The sequence below is a fragment of the Calothrix sp. UHCC 0171 genome, from assembly GCF_034931845.1.
In the GTDB taxonomy this organism is placed as follows: Bacteria; Cyanobacteriota; Cyanobacteriia; order Cyanobacteriales; family Nostocaceae; genus Brunnivagina.
The window spans coordinates 83540-101958 of sequence record NZ_JAYGHN010000012.1; the positions used below are offsets into that span (position 1 = coordinate 83540).

17 protein-coding genes and 1 tRNA gene are annotated in these 18419 nt (G+C 39.7%); 6 read left to right on the forward strand and 12 right to left on the reverse strand.

Annotated features, from left to right (window positions below; all coding sequences use genetic code 11):
* Positions 1-124: 124 nt before the first annotated feature.
* The 4 genes from rpsR to VB733_RS11695 all read right to left on the reverse strand — a co-directional run bounded on the left by rpsR (position 125) and on the right by VB733_RS11695 (position 1653).
* A complete protein-coding gene (gene rpsR, locus VB733_RS11680; protein ID WP_096615297.1) occupies positions 125-340 on the reverse strand; it encodes a 30S ribosomal protein S18 in 216 nt (71 codons plus the stop codon).
* 2 nt (positions 341-342) lie between these two features.
* Positions 343-537 carry a 50S ribosomal protein L33 gene (rpmG, locus tag VB733_RS11685; RefSeq protein ID WP_096615298.1) on the reverse strand — a complete coding sequence of 65 codons (195 nt, stop codon included), beginning with the start codon at positions 535-537 and terminating at the stop codon, positions 343-345.
* A 43-nt stretch (positions 538-580) separates the two neighbouring features.
* Positions 581-1141, reverse strand: a complete 561-nt coding sequence (locus VB733_RS11690) for an RDD family protein (RefSeq protein ID WP_323340258.1) — start codon at positions 1139-1141, stop codon at positions 581-583.
* An 86-nt stretch (positions 1142-1227) separates the two neighbouring features.
* The gene (locus VB733_RS11695; protein ID WP_323340259.1) at positions 1228-1653 is read right to left on the reverse strand and encodes an ArsI/CadI family heavy metal resistance metalloenzyme; all 426 of its coding nucleotides are present in this window, start codon (positions 1651-1653) and stop codon (positions 1228-1230) included.
* Positions 1654-1741: 88 nt separating this feature from the next.
* Here VB733_RS11695 and VB733_RS11700 point away from each other — a divergent pair, with 88 nt between their 5' ends.
* Both VB733_RS11700 and glp read left to right on the forward strand, forming a co-directional pair.
* Positions 1742-2101, forward strand: a complete 360-nt coding sequence (locus VB733_RS11700) for an ArsR/SmtB family transcription factor (RefSeq protein WP_096615301.1) — start codon at positions 1742-1744, stop codon at positions 2099-2101.
* Between the two features lie 37 nt (positions 2102-2138).
* Complete coding sequence (glp, locus tag VB733_RS11705; RefSeq protein ID WP_323340260.1) at positions 2139-3377, forward strand: gephyrin-like molybdotransferase Glp; 1239 nt, start codon at positions 2139-2141, stop codon at positions 3375-3377.
* Here the strand turns inward: glp and VB733_RS11710 are convergent, their stop codons facing one another.
* A complete protein-coding gene (locus VB733_RS11710) occupies positions 3378-4652 on the reverse strand; it encodes an ABC transporter substrate-binding protein (RefSeq protein ID WP_323340318.1) in 1275 nt (424 codons plus the stop codon).
* A gap of 465 nt (positions 4653-5117) precedes the next feature.
* On the opposite strand from VB733_RS11710, the gene VB733_RS11715 reads away from it, so the two are divergent.
* Positions 5118-6665, forward strand: a complete 1548-nt coding sequence (locus VB733_RS11715; protein WP_323340261.1) for an MFS transporter — start codon at positions 5118-5120, stop codon at positions 6663-6665.
* A 156-nt stretch (positions 6666-6821) separates the two neighbouring features.
* Here VB733_RS11715 and VB733_RS11720 read toward each other — a convergent pair whose 3' ends face one another.
* The 3 genes from VB733_RS11720 to VB733_RS11730 all read right to left on the reverse strand — a co-directional run bounded on the left by VB733_RS11720 (position 6822) and on the right by VB733_RS11730 (position 9610).
* Positions 6822-7643, reverse strand: coding sequence for an SPOR domain-containing protein (locus tag VB733_RS11720; RefSeq protein ID WP_323340262.1), 822 nt, complete (start codon positions 7641-7643; stop codon positions 6822-6824).
* A gap of 373 nt (positions 7644-8016) precedes the next feature.
* Positions 8017-8089, reverse strand: a tRNA-Arg gene (locus VB733_RS11725).
* Between the two features lie 312 nt (positions 8090-8401).
* Entirely contained in the window at positions 8402-9610 is a 1209-nt protein-coding gene (locus VB733_RS11730) for a murein hydrolase activator EnvC family protein (protein ID WP_323340263.1), read from the reverse strand.
* Between the two features lie 167 nt (positions 9611-9777).
* On the opposite strand from VB733_RS11730, the gene VB733_RS11735 reads away from it, so the two are divergent.
* Entirely contained in the window at positions 9778-10107 is a 330-nt protein-coding gene (locus VB733_RS11735; protein ID WP_323340319.1) for a hypothetical protein, read from the forward strand.
* 245 nt (positions 10108-10352) lie between these two features.
* Here VB733_RS11735 and aepX read toward each other — a convergent pair whose 3' ends face one another.
* From aepX to VB733_RS11755, 4 genes are all read right to left on the reverse strand, one after another.
* A complete protein-coding gene (gene aepX / locus VB733_RS11740; protein WP_323340264.1) occupies positions 10353-12029 on the reverse strand; it encodes a phosphoenolpyruvate mutase in 1677 nt (558 codons plus the stop codon).
* A gap of 83 nt (positions 12030-12112) precedes the next feature.
* Positions 12113-12259, reverse strand: a complete 147-nt coding sequence (locus VB733_RS11745; protein WP_323340265.1) for a hypothetical protein — start codon at positions 12257-12259, stop codon at positions 12113-12115.
* Between the two features lie 5 nt (positions 12260-12264).
* A complete protein-coding gene (locus VB733_RS11750) occupies positions 12265-12867 on the reverse strand; it encodes a CDP-alcohol phosphatidyltransferase family protein (protein WP_323340266.1) in 603 nt (200 codons plus the stop codon).
* A gap of 188 nt (positions 12868-13055) precedes the next feature.
* Positions 13056-14735 carry a B12-binding domain-containing radical SAM protein gene (locus VB733_RS11755; RefSeq protein ID WP_323340267.1) on the reverse strand — a complete coding sequence of 560 codons (1680 nt, stop codon included), beginning with the start codon at positions 14733-14735 and terminating at the stop codon, positions 13056-13058.
* Positions 14736-15041: 306 nt separating this feature from the next.
* Between VB733_RS11755 and VB733_RS11760 the strand changes: the two genes are divergently transcribed.
* Both VB733_RS11760 and VB733_RS11765 read left to right on the forward strand, forming a co-directional pair.
* Positions 15042-16667: a cyclic peptide export ABC transporter gene (locus VB733_RS11760; protein WP_323340268.1), complete on the forward strand. Its 1626-nt coding sequence runs from the start codon at positions 15042-15044 to the stop codon at positions 16665-16667.
* A 134-nt stretch (positions 16668-16801) separates the two neighbouring features.
* Positions 16802-18325 carry an AAA family ATPase gene (locus tag VB733_RS11765; RefSeq protein ID WP_323340269.1) on the forward strand — a complete coding sequence of 508 codons (1524 nt, stop codon included), beginning with the start codon at positions 16802-16804 and terminating at the stop codon, positions 18323-18325.
* The last annotated feature ends 94 nt before the right edge of the window (positions 18326-18419 follow it).

The following is an 18419-nucleotide window of genomic DNA, read 5'->3' on the forward strand; positions in this document are numbered from 1 at the left end:
AAATATGTAGTCAGTTTTACTTAGTTAAGAGTTAGGAATTTAAGTGAGGAGTTAGGAATTATAGTTGTTAGCTTCATCTAAACTCTTAACCCAGCACTCATCACTCATAACTCATAACTATTGATTAGCCTTCCGCATTGATAAACGGTAACAAAGCCAAAATCCGGGCGCGCTTGATTGACACGGTCAAATCATGTTGCTGCTGGGATGTCAAGCCTGTAATCCGACGTGGTAAGATTTTACCCCGCTCGGTGACAAACTTACGGAGCAAATCCACATCTTTATAATCGATTGGGTCTCCTGGCTTAATCGGCGACAGACGGCGACGATAGTAACTCATTCTTACTTGATTTCCTTGTGAACGGTGTGCTTGTTACAGTGGGTGCAGAACTTACTCAGTTCTAGACGGTTGGTAGTATTGCGACGATTCTTAGTCGTTGTATAGCGCGATACACCAGGAGAACGTTTGTCGGGATTCGACCGACATTCTGTACATTCGAGTGTCACTACAATACGGACACCTTTACTCTTTGCCATAATCGTATCAACAGTAAAGCCTGAGGAGAATTAACACAAATCCCTATCTTCGCATATTTTGCCGCATAGTTTCAACTAATCGCTTGATCTTCAGATCGAGCGAATATCCTCGACGCGACGAAACTATCATAGTACCAGCAAAGCGGTCATGCAAGGCAAGTCTTGCTTGAGTGTCGGAAAAGGCTGCACCGCAGTCTATGACTAGAGGAATTACTAGTAGTATAGCAGTCGGGTTACGCCTAATGTTAGCGATCGCGATTGATACCAGCAGTAAACATAAACCGATAATTGCTTCGCGTTTTGCTAAAGATAGTAAACTGGGAATTCTGCCCCGTCCAAATTCCAAGTCTTGCAAATCTAATACTTTTAAATCAACTGCCCAGCGCCCCAAACTTTGACCTTTGTTGTTGTAGGGTAAAATCACCCGTAATATTAGCCAAACTGTAATAAACACAAATATTTGCAGAAATTGTACCCCATATTCGCCACTGCCAAATACAGAACTTATCAACCACGTCACCAAAAAATCAATGCCTAATCCCATTGCCCGTCGTCCAAGTTCGGCTTTGGGGAAGTGTTGTTCGGGGACTTTGATGATAGTCATAGGGATTACGGGGGTGGGAAGGGGGACAAGATTTAGTCTCATTTTAGTTCTGTTCCCAGCCTGGAGGTGGAAACAGATTTCACAACTTAACCCACTATAGATTTACAGTCACAATCTGATGTTTTTACCTCTGCTTTATCTCGAATTTGAGCATCTGCCAACACTGTATATATTTCCCAAGGGACACCATCCGAGTCGTTTACCCACACCTTATCTTGAAGTGCGTAGCAGCAAGTAACCTGATTCTCAGGCTTAATTTGTAAATCCAATTGTTCGAGTCTTTCACTAGCAATGCTCACCTCCGCAGAGGTTTCAACTTCTACCCCCAAATGATTTAAACTACCTGCGGCTGGCGCATTTTCAATCAAAACTAACTTGAGTGGGGGTTGAGCGATCGCAAAGTTGGCATAACCAGGACGACGCTTTGCAGGTTCAACTCCAAATAGTTTAGTGTAAAACTCTACAGATTCATCAATATTGCTGACGTTCAAGGCGAGTTGGATACGTGACATACAATTAAATCTCCTTATATAGATGCAAATCAATATTTGCTCATATCAATATCTTGCCGAACATATTGATAACTGTCAATATATAAATATGAATTTATCTAAAGCGATTTCAGCCAAAAGTGGTTTTAAGTGTTGCTCGCCATTGTTATCAGGCATAATTCAGCCAGATGAAGCGGCGCAAATGGCGGCGGTGTTTCGAGTATTGGGAGAGCCAGCGCGGTTGCGACTGTTAAGTATTATTGCCATGCAACCAAATCAGGAAGTATGTGCCTGTGAACTTGTGGAACCCTTGGGTTTATCACAACCGACAGTCAGCCATCATTTGAAGGTTTTGCACGAATCTGGTTTGTTGGCAAAAGAACGGCGGGGTACGTGGATTTACTATCAACTCATCCCGGAACAATTGGCAGCAATTCAAAAAGCTTTGATTTTTCCGGTAAAAAATTAAGGAATAGGTAAGGAATAAATTTTGTGAGTCTTGTCTGATGCTGCCAGTAAATGAAGCCGAAACAATTATTTTTAACTTGGTGCCACCTCTCGATAGCCCAAGTAATACGGAAATTGTAGATTTACTCTCAGCCAGGGGCAGAATTTTAGCGGCTCCAGTTACTAGTAAACTCGATTTCCCCCATTGGGATAATTCGGCGATGGATGGTTATGCGGTGCGTTACGAAGATGTCAAAAACAGCAGCAGAGAAAATCCGGTAGTTTTAGAAGTCATTGGCGAAATTCCCGCCGGATATCAGCCAAAATTGAGTTTACAACCCGGACAAGCAGCGCGAATTTTTACGGGTGCGGTGATGCCTGAGGGGGCGGATACGGTGATAATGCAGGAGGTGACACAACGCCAAGAAAATCGCGTTTTGATTCAGGCTGCACCTAAAGCTCAGGAATTTGTCAGAAAAAGAGGTTCTTATTACCAAGCTGGGGATAAATTATTACCAGATGGAATGATGATTAATGCTCCAGAAATGGCAATTTTAGCGGCTGCCCAATGTAATCAAGTTAGTGTTTTCCGCAAGTTGAAAGTAGCAATTTTTTCCACAGGGGATGAGTTGGTGACTCCAAATCAACCATTGCAGCCAGGACAAATAGTCGATTCTAACAATTACGCTTTAGCAGCTTTGGTGGAGCAATTGGGGGCTGAAGTGCTAATGTTGGGTATTGTACCCGATCAACCGGAAGCTTTGAGAAAAACGATCGCCACAGGGATTGAAAATGCCGATATTATCCTTTCCTCTGGGGGAGTTTCCGTGGGAGATTATGACTATGTTGAGGAGATTTTAGCAGCTTTGGGGGGAGAAATTCACATTCGGGCGATCGCGATGAAACCGGGTAAACCCCTAACTGTGGCAAGATTTTCCCTGAGCAATTACCGACACCCCATATATTTCGGTTTACCTGGTAATCCGGCGGCGGCATTGGTGACATTTTGGCGGTTTGTCCAGCCCACCATCAGAAAATTATCTGGGTTAACGGATGGATGGCAGCCTGTTTGGATTCGGGCGAAGGTACCTCAGGAATTGCGTTCTGACGGTAGGCGTGAAAGTTATATTTGGGGAAAATTAAATCTGGTTGATGGGGTTTATGAATTTGTCTTAGCTGCTGGGAATCAAGTCTCAGGAAATTTGATTAATTTGGCACACACCAATGCCTTCGCCGTTTTACCTGTGGGACAAAAAATGGTGCTAGCTGGCGAAGAGGTGATGGTTTTACAGGTGTGATTAATCAAGTGTCTTAATTAATTGATTCGCTTGATTTTGTGCCCTTTGCATTGCTTGGAGGAGACTTTGTTCCCCCAACATGGCACTAATAAATTGGTTATCAAAGCTATTTACAATTGCGGCTGGGAATTTCCCCATTTGCCAAGGTGTGCCATAATTTACACCAGCCACGAGGGAAGACCTCAAAGGGTCTTGATCGTAACCTAAGTTGGCAGCTACAGATTTACGAGTTGGTAAAGCAAAACCTGTTCCCGTCCATTTTTGCATTCCTTCCTTACCTGTCAAGTAAGAAATTAATTCCCAGGCTTCAGGCTTATGTTTGCTTTGCTTGTTCATCACATAGGCAACTGTAAACACCATTGTCCCCGATTGATTATTGACTTTGGGGATTTCTGCGATCGCAAAATCTAACTTAGGAAAGGTTTCTTTGAGAAAAGGTATTGCCCAATTCCCCTCAATCACCATGGCGGCTTTACCTTGCCCAAACATTTCACTACCTGAGTTTGTCCCCACATCGGTTTTTTGGGCGGATGAGCGTTCTTTTTGATACTGGTCTAAAACTAATTGCAGTCCTTTGAGGGCGGATTGGTTGGCAAAGGTAGCACGACTATTGGGGTCAACAACTTTACCCCCAAAGGCTTTGATTTTATACGCTTGTCTCGCTAATTCGGGTGTCTCGCCAAACCCATACTGGTCAATTCTCCCGTCTTTATTTGTATCTTTTGTTAACAATTTTGCATAACTACGCAATTCTTCCCAAGTTGTGGGCGGATTTTCGATACCGGCATTGGCAAAGGCTTGTTTGTTATAAAACAGTGCCAAAGTTGAATAGTCTTTGGGTAAACCGTAAATACGATTATTTTGTTTAAAAATATTAAGTAATGTTTCTTCAAAATCCGGTAAATCAAATTCGGGTTTGATATAGCCATCGAGTGGTTCTAAGACGTTTTGACTCATTAAAAAAGGAGCCTCCAATGCGTCCAAATAGAAGACATCGGGAGCAGCTTCGCCAACCAACCGGGTTTTCATCACATCCATATATTGGTCAGCAATAACTTCATATTTGACTTTAATATGTGGGTGTTGCACCTCAAAATCTTGCAGCACGCTTTTGAGCAGCCTCTGTTCCGAAGGAGAAGCACCCCAACCACTGAGTTTTATAGTGGTAACATCGGCTACTGGGGTTGTAGTTGGTAGTGGTAGGTGATTGCAGCCAACGACACTAAGTGCGATCGCAACTACTAAGCCAAGAAAGTTAAACACGGTTTTTCTCATCACAAAATTTGGATGAAAGACTATTTAAGTCAACTTATAGCGCTTTTATAACTGAATAAATATTCACAAAGCTTGAATTTTTATTGCGAAATGCAAGGTAAAATAACGAAAACTTAGTATTTTTGCGGAAACAAGTACCCACTCTTGCTTCCCCCGATAACAAAAAAAATTCAAAAGTCAAGAGCCAAAAGTCAGAATTTAAAATTCAAAAAACAAAATACTCACTTTCTGTAATACCCCTCAGGGTAGACACGCAAGCGATTTCTTGTAGGGTAAGAATTTCTCATGATTAATTCTGGACAACTGCATATGCATATAAATCCAAAATATGAATCCAAAATATAAATCCAAAAATCCAATTTTGACTATTTGGACATACCAGATTCCCCGATTCTGATTCCCAAATCCTGACTCCCTCTCAGCGAATTAATCAACCAATTTACCGAATCAACTCACAGATAGCTCATGGATTCTATTCGGCTTGAAACCTCTGCTCATCTGCTACCAGATATAACAAACATTCCTCTTTCCCCAGGAAAGCCGGAAAGTCAACCCATTCTGGTATCTGAATCTCCACTGAATCCACTTAAAATTCCCAAAGCAGCAATTCGCACTTCTCTGCAAGCTTCAACAATAGATGCAGTCTTTGCAGCAGTTTTCTCAATTACCACTGGCGGAATTTTACTGAGCAATTTTCTAGTTGAGTTGGGAGCAAGTCCAGTTGTATTTGGGATGCTCTCCTCAATTCCGATGCTGGTAAACTTGATTCAACCTTTAGGCGCATACTTCTCCGAAAAAACCACCAGTCGCTTTCGCTATTCAATGTGGATATATGGTACATCCCGTGTTCTCTGGCTGTTATTAGCTGTGGGTATCTGGCTAGCTGGCTGGGGTGTAGTCGATTCACACCAACTCATAATTTTCACATTAGTAATAGTTCTAACTACGCACTTACTGGGTGGATTAGGGGGTGCATCCTGGTTGAGTTGGCTGGCGATGATTGTGCCGCGACGCTTGCGAGGAAGATATTTTGGGATTCGTAGTAGTGTCGCGAGTTTAACTAACTTGATTTGCGTACCCTTGGCGGGAGTTGCAGTTTCCACTTGGTACGGTGGAACTCTACAAGGTTATGGTGTTGTCTTAGGCGTAGGAATTCTGGCGGGATTTATTAGCCTTGGATGTCAGTATTTTAAAGTTGATATCAACCCCCAGGAACAGAATCGCTGTGGATTAAAGGGAATAGGGAATAGGCAAAAGGATGATGGTGAGACAGGGGAAGATAGAAATCAAGATGGAAATATACTTCACATCTCCTCTAATCCTCAATGTTCAATCCCCAATGCCCCAATTTGGCAAAATAAAAACTTTTTAACTTTTCTTGGCTATTTTGGCTTCTGGATGTTTGCCGTTAACTTGAGTGCGCCGTTTTTCAATTTTTATATGTTGGATACACTGGCACTTGATGTTAGCTGGGTGACATTTTATGGCAGCATTCAAGCCGGAGCAAATCTGTTATTAATGGTAATTTGGGGTCGTTTAGCAGACAGAATTGGCAATCGTTCCATCCTAATTTGGGTAGGAATTTTAGTTGCAATTACACCGATTTTATGGCTAGGGGTAAATGGTAGTAATTTAGACATTTGGTTGTGGTTGCCGCTTCTACATATTTTGGCTGGAGGGACTTGGGCAGCAATTGACTTGTGTAACAATAATTTACAGTTAGGAATTGCACCAGTGCGAAACCAGGTAAATTATTTTGCGATCGCAGCTGCGGTTGCTGGTGCGAGTGGTGCTTTGGGGACAACTATCGGCGGTTTTTTAGCAGAAAATCCCATTTCTGGTGGTTTGCCGGGAATTTTCACTATTTCCTGCTTGTGTCGATTCGTCGCTCTGATTCCACTTATTTTTATCCAAGAGCCGCGCCGAAAACCCTTATTACAGTCAATTAGAGAATTTTTTGATGGGGTATGGGACATCGGGAATTGTAGAAGACGGGAAGAAGAGAAGATATAGGAAAATAATTGCGATAAAAACGACGCACAGAAATATTAATAAAAACTGATTAGCCGGACTTGATTTGATTTGATGACTTGGATCAAAATTATCTCCCCATCTCCCCGTCTCCCAATCTCCCTGTCTTCCCCATCTCCCCGTCTTTGCGTCTCTTTTCTATTTCCCGTAATACACCCTGGCATTACTCAGCCCAGCATCCTTAATCGCAGCATTCCATTTTTCAGCTTGAGAACGTTCTGCGAATGGTCCAACTGCAATATGTGTACCACGGGGGCTATTTCTCCGCAGCAAGGAAACATTATTTAAAGATTGCCCCAAACTACTTTGAATTCTAGTTTCAATTGCGGGGAATTCCGCAGTCGGGGCAGGAATCGCTACGTAATAATAGTTGGAACGTTGTTGATTTTGGTTCGGATTTCCCCCTGGATTATTACCTCCCCCATTCGCAGGAGTCAGGGCTAATTCTTGTCCGCTAGTGAGGTTAAACAAACGCAGGTTATTCAAATTAATTCCAGTAGCTAACAACTGCTGGATTCTCAATACGGCGTTTTGTTGACGACTAAAAATGCCTGCTTGGATGACAGCACGTCCTCCAAAACTGCGGATATAGGCTGATGGTTCCACTCGCTTCACCACGGGTAATAGTTGCACGTTGTAACCACCACTATCAACGAACACCGAAAAACGTTCGGCTGATTGATTGTATTGATAAATAGATGTTTGATTGTATTGCGTAGATTGGTTGACATTGGGTGCTTGATAATCAAAAGTCCTACCATCTCCATTATTCACGCGAGGAACACTATAGTAGGTATCTTGGTTAAATGGGGCTGGTGGCAATGCTTCGCCATTCATTTGAGCAAGTGCAGGAGTTGTCAAAACTACGGGAATTAAAGTAAGCAATAAGAATTTGCAGTGACTTTGCCAACAGCAACGTAAGATATTCGCAGGAAATTGACTTGGTAATGTATTTAACATAAGTCATTAAAAATTTGCTGATTGTGTATTGGTTAGGACTTACGCAACTGGAATAGATATAACCAGTCTTCTGTCTATGACTAGCTACAGATGTTATTAGTAAAATCCGAAAATGACCAGTGCTATTTTGCCTCACTTCGGCAATTTTTAAGTATAAAAAGTGTGTAGATAATGGAAAAGAGATAGATATAAAGTGATGTGAAAATGTAACTCTTACCTAGATTAGGTTCTGAAGTGAGTCAGGTAGAAGATTTACAGGAATACACAATTTTAGACTTTTAGCAAATTCTAGAAGTTGTGAAGATTATTCACAATCAAAACAGAAAATAATTTAACTTAACAGATAGTTAAGACAGGCAATTTTTTCGGTTAACGAGCGTGGAGGGACTCGAACCCCCGACCTACAGGACCGGAACCTGACGCTCTATCCACTGAGCTACACGCCCTTATTTATCAACCCAATGATTATAACAGCTTTTGGCAAAAAAGGGGAAATCTGGATGTGGGGATAAACAAAGAGAAGAGAAAAGATGGACAAATCCGGGTTTATTTAGTCTTGAGGAATGAGAATTGACAATTTGCTTGGGAATGGTGCGTTAAGCAGCGCTAATACCATTTCACGAAAAATCTGATACAGATGTAAATCCTGAAAGCTTTGCTGCATCTAAGTTTTTTAATTGCGAATTGCGAATTGTGAATTGGTATAACAGCACCCTCATTTTGATTTAATCCGAATTCCTCAGAGTGATAAAAGTCCCTTACAAAAATCCAGATGGATCGATTGGCGTACCATCTCGACGGACTTCAAAATGTAGGTGAGGTCCAGTTGATAAGCCTGTGGAACCGACTGCGGCGATTTGTTGTCCACGTTGTACAGACTGCCCTTCGGATACATATAACCGACTACTATGTCCATAGAGGGTGGTAATATTTTTCCCGTGGCTAATAATTACCGCGTTCCCATAACCACCATACCAGCCTGCAAAGATGACTGTACCGGAGTCGGCGGCTCGAATTGGGCTACCATAAGCACCAGCAAAATCTATCCCTGTATGCAGGCGGCGATAACCGAGAACGGGATGCATTCGCCAACCAAAGGGGCTGCTGATGGGTGCGTCGCTGGGAAATCCAAATATACCAGTACCTTCCAAAAAGCGTTTACCGATCGCTTTTGCGGCGCTTTCTCTAGCATTAGCTTCAGCTATTTTTTGTTGAATTAGGTTGTCGATGGCTTCTGAGTCTTGCTGAAGTTGATTTTCGGCGGCGGTAAGGGCATTGCGATCGCTATTTAATCGTTGAATTAATTCTTGCTGGGATGCTGACTGGGTTTGATAGTCGGCTTTTTGGGCGAATAGTTGTTGCTGAATCAAGCTAATTTCATTTTTAACCTGTTCAACATTGGTTTTTTGTTGGGTAATTTTATTTGCTTCCTCTGTAAGTTTCGCGAGGATTTTCTGGTCTGCTTGATACACCATGCGTAAGTGTTGTCTTCTCGTCAAAAAGTCGCTAATGCTTTGACTTTGCAGCAATACAGCCCATCCATGATGGTTAGGCGATCGCTGTAAAAATCGCAACCTGGCATTTGTGGCATTTTGTCTATCTAAAAATATTTTTTCGGCATTGGCTAATTCGGTTTGGAGTTGCTGGAGACGCTCGCTCGCAAGTTGGAGACGGTTGCTACTATCTTGGATTTGCGAATTTGTGGTTTGCAGGTTTTGCTGGAGGTTGTTGAGTCTGTCTTGAGCAACGTTTTGCAGGTTAGTCAGTCGCGTGCGTTCTTTGACAACTTCTTGATGCTGTTGGTTGAGTTGCTGCTGTTGTTGTTTGAGGGTTTCGATGGGTGCAGATTTGATTTGTCCTGAGAGTGAATTTGCTGGTAGGAATGTGCAGAAAATACAGACAATGCAGCTAATCGTAAAAGCTAATCCTAAAAATAATTGTTGCTTTTTTAAATAAACGGTTCTCATGCTGTTAAACTCACCACAGCTAGGAAATGCAAACGACAAGCGTATTATTCCCAAAAAAAACCGTTCAATTACACCACTTCACAATTTTGGTAATTGTTTGTCAGATACTAACGCCAAAAACTGCCTATGTCAGCATTGATTGCATATATTACCCTTGTGAGGTCGAAATGAGTGGCGGTAGAGGAATACTATTAATTGCATTAGTGATACCCGGTTTAATTGTCATGGGTTCATCACTTTATTCTTTCGATATCGATTATAACGCTTTGGAAAGAACCGAAGATTACATTGCTCGGTTGTCACGTGACGGAGAAGGTAGCACTCGGCAGTTAGATTTAGCCTATCATCGCAGTCTCGCACATCGCGTCAATGCCTTTACTGATGGGACTTGGGGATTTATTGGTGCAACGATCGCGGCGATTGGGATTCATGGTATTGTCACAATGAAGGAAGACGATTTTGCCTTTAAACAAGACAAAAAGAGAAGTGGTAATTAGGTATATGCAAACAACGGAGTATTTTGGAGTTAGTCCTCAAGGCTTCAATATACTCCGTTAGTGTTATGGAATGATGGAGAATCATATCAATTTTGCCTATATCATTAAGACTGACACAGAGACTTAGAGACGCGGGGACGCGGAGAAATTTTAATTGTCAGTGATGAAGCGAGTATGAGGTGATGATGTTTGAGGGAAATGTGGAGTTAGTCTGGCAAATTATTAAAATACTCCTAAAAATAACCCTATCCATTTAATTGGAAGGCTAAATCTAAATCGTCCAAAGAGTTAATATCTAGCCAGTTACCGCGAATATATAATACTTTGATGGTTTTACCTTGGCTAATGAGATGATTGCATAAATCTGCTAAATTCATCTTGTTAAACTCTGGCTGGGTTTGTAGTTGACATAATGCAGCTTCTATCCATTGCTTACCTTGTCCTTGACAACGTAACATGCCAATCCAACGCCCATGGGATTTGCTGTAGTTTTTATTACTTTCCATTTGCTGGTTTTTACTGATTTTTAAGAGATTTACATCCTGTCCAAATAAAGAAAGTTCGTCGGCTTGGGAACAGTATGCATAGTCGGGAGAGCCACTATTAGACTTATTTTTCATGGCGGAATCGACGACAGTAATAATTTCTCCACTGGATTCGAGCAAGTCTCTTAATATGTAACTTCTAAATAGCAAGTCGCCGTATGTCACCAGCATGTCATCACTAAATTGATTTTTGGCAGCAACGAGGGAAGCGAGTTCTCCGGTGGTGGCGTATTCGGGATTGTGGATAATTTTAATCCCCGGAACATCAATAGTTTCCGCTTTGTACCCGGCGACAAGGGAAATATCGCTTATATTCAATTTTTTGAATTTATCGACTACGTGTCTGAGTAATGGTTTCCCGGCAATGGGTAACATCACTTTCGGTTTATCTAGGGTTAGCCCGTGTAATTCTTCCCCTCGCGTGGCTGCCAAAATAATTGCATTACTGTGATTTTTGCTGTCACCAAAGTAGCGCTTTTCCGCTTCGAGAAGTTCCTCTGCACCTTGGAGGCGAAAAATTTCTTTGATGGGAGCAATTTTTTCTTCGATATTAACTAATGTTTCGCTGACTTGAACTTCACGTGCTATCGCTTCCATACTAGCAACAGCTGCACGTATCATATGATTAGCCCAAATTATTAAACTTATCCCGGCTTGACGAAATACTTCGGTGCGCGTGCTGTAATATTTTGTGGGAACGATTACCAAGGGAATGCGATTTGCCCATTCTTTGGCGAAAGTGATGATTTCATCAGGGCGAGAAGACTTACTGTGAATGAGAATCGCATCGGCTCCCGCAGCATGATATGCTTCCCCACGTCGCAGTGCTTCTGATAAATCCCACCCAGCAATCAACGCCTCAATACGAGCAACAATACAAAAATCTTCATCGAGTTGACTATCTTTGCCAGCTTTGATTTTGCCGCAAAACTCTTCGATGTCTGCAAGGGGTTGTTTTTCCCCATTAATAAAGCTGTTGGTTTTGGGGAATAATTTATCTTCGATACAAACGCCAGCAATTTCTCGCTGTTCGAGTTTTCTAACTAAGCGGCGCATATTGTTAAAGTTTCCATATCCGGTATCACCATCCAGCAAAATGGGGATTTGAGTCACATCGGACATAAATTCCAACATCTCTACAATTTGCGTCCAACTGGCTTCATTATTATCACGTACACCGTATTGGGCAGAAACCGCAAGTCCACTTGCCCAAATCCCTTTAAATCCGGCTTCTTCAACGATACGGGCGCTAACTCCGTTGTGTGCTTCCATAATAAATTGGAGTTCTGGAGATTGGAGTAGTGTTTTTAGTTGTGTGGATTTCTTTGGCTTTAATGTTTTTGCCGATTGATTTGGGGTTGGGGAAATTTTTTGCATTCTTGGCGTGTTTGTGATTAGTAGGGAGGTGAATATTTAGTTGAGAAATTACCCAGGGATATAGATATAATCACAATTGATTACTATCGATGAATACGAGGTTGGAGAAATACTTGACGAAATCCAAAATATGCGATCGCATCTTTCATGTTGGAGATAAAGCGTTGAAAATTACCCATGTTGGTATTAGTGACAGATGAGGGTAAGATGTTTTTTAAATCTGCTTTCATTTGAATTATTTAATATCTAAATATTTGACTTTTTGATATTCCCAAAATACCCAAATAGCAAAAACTGGTGCACCAATTGTTGCTGCAATTAATAAAGGTATCAAGCCATTCAATATTGTTACAATTGGCAATAAATACAAAATATCTTCAATATCAAATCCGCAAAAATTTGGTTGACTAGTTAAATCTTTTCCTAACTTTTTTTCCATTTGATTTCGCCAATGAAAAATAAAAGCAACTGCAATACCCGACACCAAACCCATTAATATTGCCCCATAACCTAATTGGGTATTCCTCAAGCCAATACCAATCCCTAAGAATATTAAAATATGAATAATAGCGTCACTAGCTAAGTCATATACATGACCTAATTTACTACTTTTTCCACTTATTCGAGCTAATTCACCATCGGTGTGATCTAAAAAATTAGATAGTGCAAAAACAAAAGCACCAATATTAGCTAATTTTGGCTCAATTCCTAATATAAATGCTGCTGCTAGTCCAGTAATTAATCTAACTGTAGTTAAATGGTTTGGTGTTACCCAAGTATTTTTTAAAGGTTGAACTAGCCAGTTAGCTATTTTTGCATCCCAAGTTTTTACTGCCATTGTGAATTACATGATTACAATCAAAACTAATAGAAGGAAAGTATTACCAAAGTTTTGTATTTAATTAAACTTATCTGCTTATCTAAAGACTGGAAAAGTAAATAAAGTACATAAATATAAAACCTGATAAATTATACATCTCGTATTTTTAACTTTGCTGTCATAACTAATTTCTTGAACATCGGAAATTAACTACGAACAGCATGGCGAATCTTTTGTGAGTAAAAAGAGGCTGATTCTTTCCCTGTGCTGCATTCCATCGCAAATTTAATTAGATGATGTCCAACTAAACCCACATGAATTAAGCCTTCGATATCACCCTTTTGAAAAGCTGGCTTTGCCATTTTCCAAAATGTCTGGCGGTAATTACTCAAAATTCCCACCCTCAGCAAAATATTGCTCAAATATGTCAAGCCTTTGATAATATTAGCTCTAGAAAATCTAGCTGGACTATTAGGTACTTTGATGCGATTAGGATAGGTATTTTCCATTTGATAGGCGAACCTCTGATATAAAAACTCCGGTTGGTAAGCAGTCGTAATACAACGCCGCCACATCTCTACAACTTGTTCATAGGGCATCAAAAATTCAACATTAGAATCTCGATTTTCATCAAACACCAGTCGTTTTTCATTTTCCAATCTTCGCCACAAAGGGGTTCTTGGTAAAGCGTGAAGAAGATTAATTGTTAACAGAGGAATCTGGGATAATTGGATAAATTGGAGAATGCGATCGCAAGTTGCGCTATCATCAGTATCTAGTCCCATAATTATGCCAGAAACTACTTCCATTCCGTAACTATTGAGGGTTTTTACGGCATCAAGTATGGGCATACTTAAATTATGAGTTTTGGAAATAGCTTGGAGGGCATTAGTTTCCGGAGTTTCAATCCCACAAAATACCGTACAAAAATAAGCTTCGCGCATCATTGCCAATAATTTCGGACTCTGCGCTAAATTTAAAGTCGCTTCGCAAGCAAACTGTACCGGATAACCGTGACGTTTTTGCCAGTTAATTAGGTGAGGTAGCAATTCCATGGCGGCACGACGATTGCCAACAAAATTATCATCAACAAAATAGACTGCCCCAATGTTGCCATATTTCAGCATGGTATCTAATTCATTGATAACCTGTTCCGGGGTTTTCATCCGGGGATTGTTGCCATAAAGTTCGGGAATATCGCAGAACTCACAATGGTAAGGACAACCACTAGAAAATTGGATATTGGCAAGAAAATATTGGTTAAGATTGAGTAAATGATATGCTGGTGTGGGAAACTCAGTTAAGGGTAGTCTTTCTATTGTTTCAAAGCGAATTTGTTGAGATGGGCGTTGATTATTTTTATCTAAATATTCAATTATTTTATCGGTAGCATCTCCCAATTCTCCAATACTCAAAATATCAAAGTCTGGATAATATTCTGGACAACCGGATACTGAAGGTCCACCAATAATTGTAATTTTACCTTCATTGTGTGCTAGTTGATTAATTTTATGCATATGGGGGCGCTGTATATGCATTCCGCTAACAATTACTGCATCCGCCCAACGGTAATCTTTTGATGTTGCTGGTTTAATATTTTCATCTACAAATTTAATTTCCCACTCTTTGGGTAAGTAAGCAGCCACAACTAAAATACCTTGTGGTGGCATAAAGGCTTTTACCCTTCCTGTGAGGGGATACGCATGGTGAAATGTACCAAAAGAACGGCTATACTTGGGGAAAATGCAAAGAATCCGGCGATGATTTACAGGTTTGTAACGAGTCTGCTGTTGTTCTAAAGCTTTTGGAGTTGATGAAATGTTGTTAATTTTCAAGTCTGTCTCTAATCTAATTGGGTTATCTAAAGGCGTTAGATTTGTAGTCATTCCCAATTCTCCCCCCAACACTAATTATTTAGGTAGATAGATTTGACAAAATTTTGAGTTGTTCTTGTGAAAATAAATTTGTATACATTGCGTATCAGTTTAGAATATTTATCTTTAGAGAAGACTAAATTGAAATCAAAAAGTTACATTCTGTAACGCAAGCATTGCCGAAATTTAAGATTAATAGTTAAAAGTAAGCAATATTCTGCTAAAAAACTATACAAAAAGTAAGATTTTTTGAAAATAGATTTCTAAATCTAAAATAGTTGATGGTTGATTCCGATTCATTATCAATTTAACGACTTCATGAATTTAATTTTATTTTTACTGCGATCGCAATGGAAAATGGTAAGTATAGCTATTATTACCGGATTTTTGAGCGGCGCAAGTAGTGCTAGTCTCATTGCTTTAGTTAGCAGTGCCACAACTCGCAATTCAAGTGTCTCGATAACGCTGCTGGCTTGGCTTTTTGTCGGTTTGGCAATCATTTCACTGGTGACTAGTATTATTTCCCAGGTGGTGTTGATTCGCCTCGCACAGGAAGCTGTTTTGCAACTGCGAATGCGTCTCTGTCAGCAAATTCTCAGTTCCGAATTAAGCCATTTGGAAGCAATGGGAAATCCTCGTTTGCTGGCAAATTTGACGGAAGATGTCAAAACTATTGCAGTTGCAGTTTATGCAATCCCATTTTTATGTATTGATGCGACGATGGTTTTGGGTTGTTTAATATATATTACCTGGCTTTCATGGTTAGTAATTCTAATTGTAATTGGGATTGCAATTGTTGCTATTAGTAGTTGCGAATGGATTACCAACCAAGGCAGAAAAAATCTGGCAATGGCACGGGAAGATGAAGATATCTTATTTAAACATTTTCGCACAATTACAGAAGGTGTCAAAGAACTCAAGTTACATTATCAAAGACGGCAAAGTTTCCTCACTAAACAATTACAAACAACCGCCAACAAATATAAACATCATTACACTCGTGGTTTAACATTTTTTGCAACTACAAATACTTGGGGCAGATTTATATTCTTCTTTGCGATTGGTTTTGTCTTGTTTGCACTGCCAAATTTTATGAATATTAATCAACTCACACTCTACAGCTACATTTTGACTTTCACATACCTAATGATGCCGATGGATAACATCATCAGCAAAATTCCTCAACTGAGCCAAGCTGGTATTGCTTTGGCAAAAATAGAATCCCTAGGTTTGTCCTTGGCAAGTCGTGCTGAAGTTACCACAGTTCCGCCTCAGATAGAAACATATTGGCAAAGTTTAGAACTCAAAGGAGTCACCCATACCTATCATACAGGTGAAGAAGATAGTAGTTTTACATTAGGTGCGATCGATTTAAATTTGTACCCGCAGGAATTAGTATTTATTGTCGGTGGAAATGGTAGTGGCAAGTCTTCTCTAGCAAAATTAATTACTGGTTTATATGTTCCCGAAAGCGGCAATATTTATTTTCATGGTGAATTAATTAATGATGAAAATCGTGAATGGTATCGGCAGCACTTTTCGGTAATTTTTGCAGATTTTTATTTATTTGATGAGTTATTAGGATTAGAAAATAATAATTCTGAACAACAAGTACAGGATTATTTAAAATTACTTCAACTTCAACATAAAGTTATTATTAAAAATGGTATACTTTCGACAACTTCCCTTTCCCAAGGACAACGTAAACGGTTAGCTTTACTAACAGCATACTTAGAAGATAGACCAATTTACCTATTTGATGAATGGGCTGCCGATCAAGATCCAAATTTTAAAGAAATATTTTATAATGAATTATTACCACAATTACGAGATAAAGGTAAAACTGTGCTAGTAATTACTCATGATGACCGCTATTTTCACATTGCTGATAGAATTATCAAATTAGATTACGGTAAAATCGAGTTGGAAACAAAGGGGCATTAGAGTTTTCTAGAAAACCTGATACATCAAAATATTTTCCGAAAAATAGTTATGTATTCTTGTAGCTATCCCTAGGCGATACTCAGCAAGAGTCGCTATGCTATGGAATCTTCACATGGCTTGAGAAGGGAACCGCAATGTTGATATTCGAGGAACACTTTCAGGAAAACTTACCGGGAAGACATTTTTCTGAGCAAAATTCCCCGGAAAATAGCCGAAAATGGGTAACGCGGGATGATCTGGATTGTAGCCTTACCCTCAAGGATAATTGTTACTTATTTGACCATAAACGCTCTGGCGATACTTACTGGTTAACTTGGAACTCAGCAGATTTTTTCTACGATCGCCATGAGTTTCAAATTCATATTACATTGGAAAAGTCAAGTGGTATAGATGGTTATGGCTATGGCTTTGTTTGGGGGGTATTAGATACCAATAACTTTTTCGAGTTTATTATTTCTGGCAATGGCTTGTATCGAATTACTCATTACAAAGACGGTATCTTAACGCATTTTGCGAATTGGAAAAAATGCGATCGCATTCAAATTGGCAATTGTATCAATGTTTTGGGAATCCGTAAAGTTGGGGATTTTGTCGATTTTTATATTAATAGCACCTTGGTGGAGACTATTTTAGCTGTAAATGTGATGGATGTTTTGGGTAAAAGCTTTGGTTTTGTAATTCATGACAAAATGCAAATTAAGATTCACAACTTAATTATTAGTAGTCCTGAGATTACCAAAACACATGAAGAATCAACGAAAGATGCCAAAGACTTAAAACCAGAGACAAAAGCTAATTTTGTTGAACATGAACCACCCAATGATGATACTTTGGAGAAGATAATTGCCGATTTAAATGCATTAATTGGACATGAAGGTACTAAAAAGCAACTTTTTTGCCTAGCAAATTTTCTCAAAGTTCAAACTGAAAGGAAACAAAGAGGACTAAAAACTATACAAACATCACTACATTTGATGTTATATGGACCACCGGGAACTGGTAAAACAACAATCGCTCGATTGGTAGGTAGATTGTACAAACAATTAGGATTTTTAGAACGGGGGCATGTTGTGGAAACAGACCGAGCCGGGATTATTGGTGGATACATCGGTCAAACAGCATTACGGGTGGAAAATGCTGTCCAGCAGGCAATAGGTGGTGTACTATTTATTGACGAAGCTTACATGTTGGTTCCCGATGATACACCCAACGACTTCGGTAAAGAAGCTCTACAAGTATTATTAAAACGCATGGAAGACCAGCGCGATCGCATTGCTGTAGTTATCGCTGGTTATGCTGATGAAATGGAGAAATTGGTCGAATCTAATCCGGGTTTGAAGTCGCGCATCAACCGTTTTTTATATATTGACCATTATCAGCCAGATGAATTGCTGGCTATTTTTAAAAAGTTCTGTATCGACAACGGATATTCAATTGATTTATCTGCTTATATAGTCCTGCAAAAAGTTTTTGCTTCAGCCTACGAAAAACGGAATAAAAGTTTTGGCAATGGTCGATATGTCCGCACATTATTTGAGCGCAGTATTGAACAACAAGCAAATCGAATTGTCACTCATCAACTCGAAAAATTAGCTGATTCTGAACTTTCTTTAATTACTGGAGAAGATTTATATTTTCTAATTGGAGAAGATGCCTAAATTCTCATAATTCTAGTTAATTTTTAATTAATTAAATATCCAAGTAATAACGGCAACAAATAAAAAAAACATAAAAGTTTTTTCCTTACATATG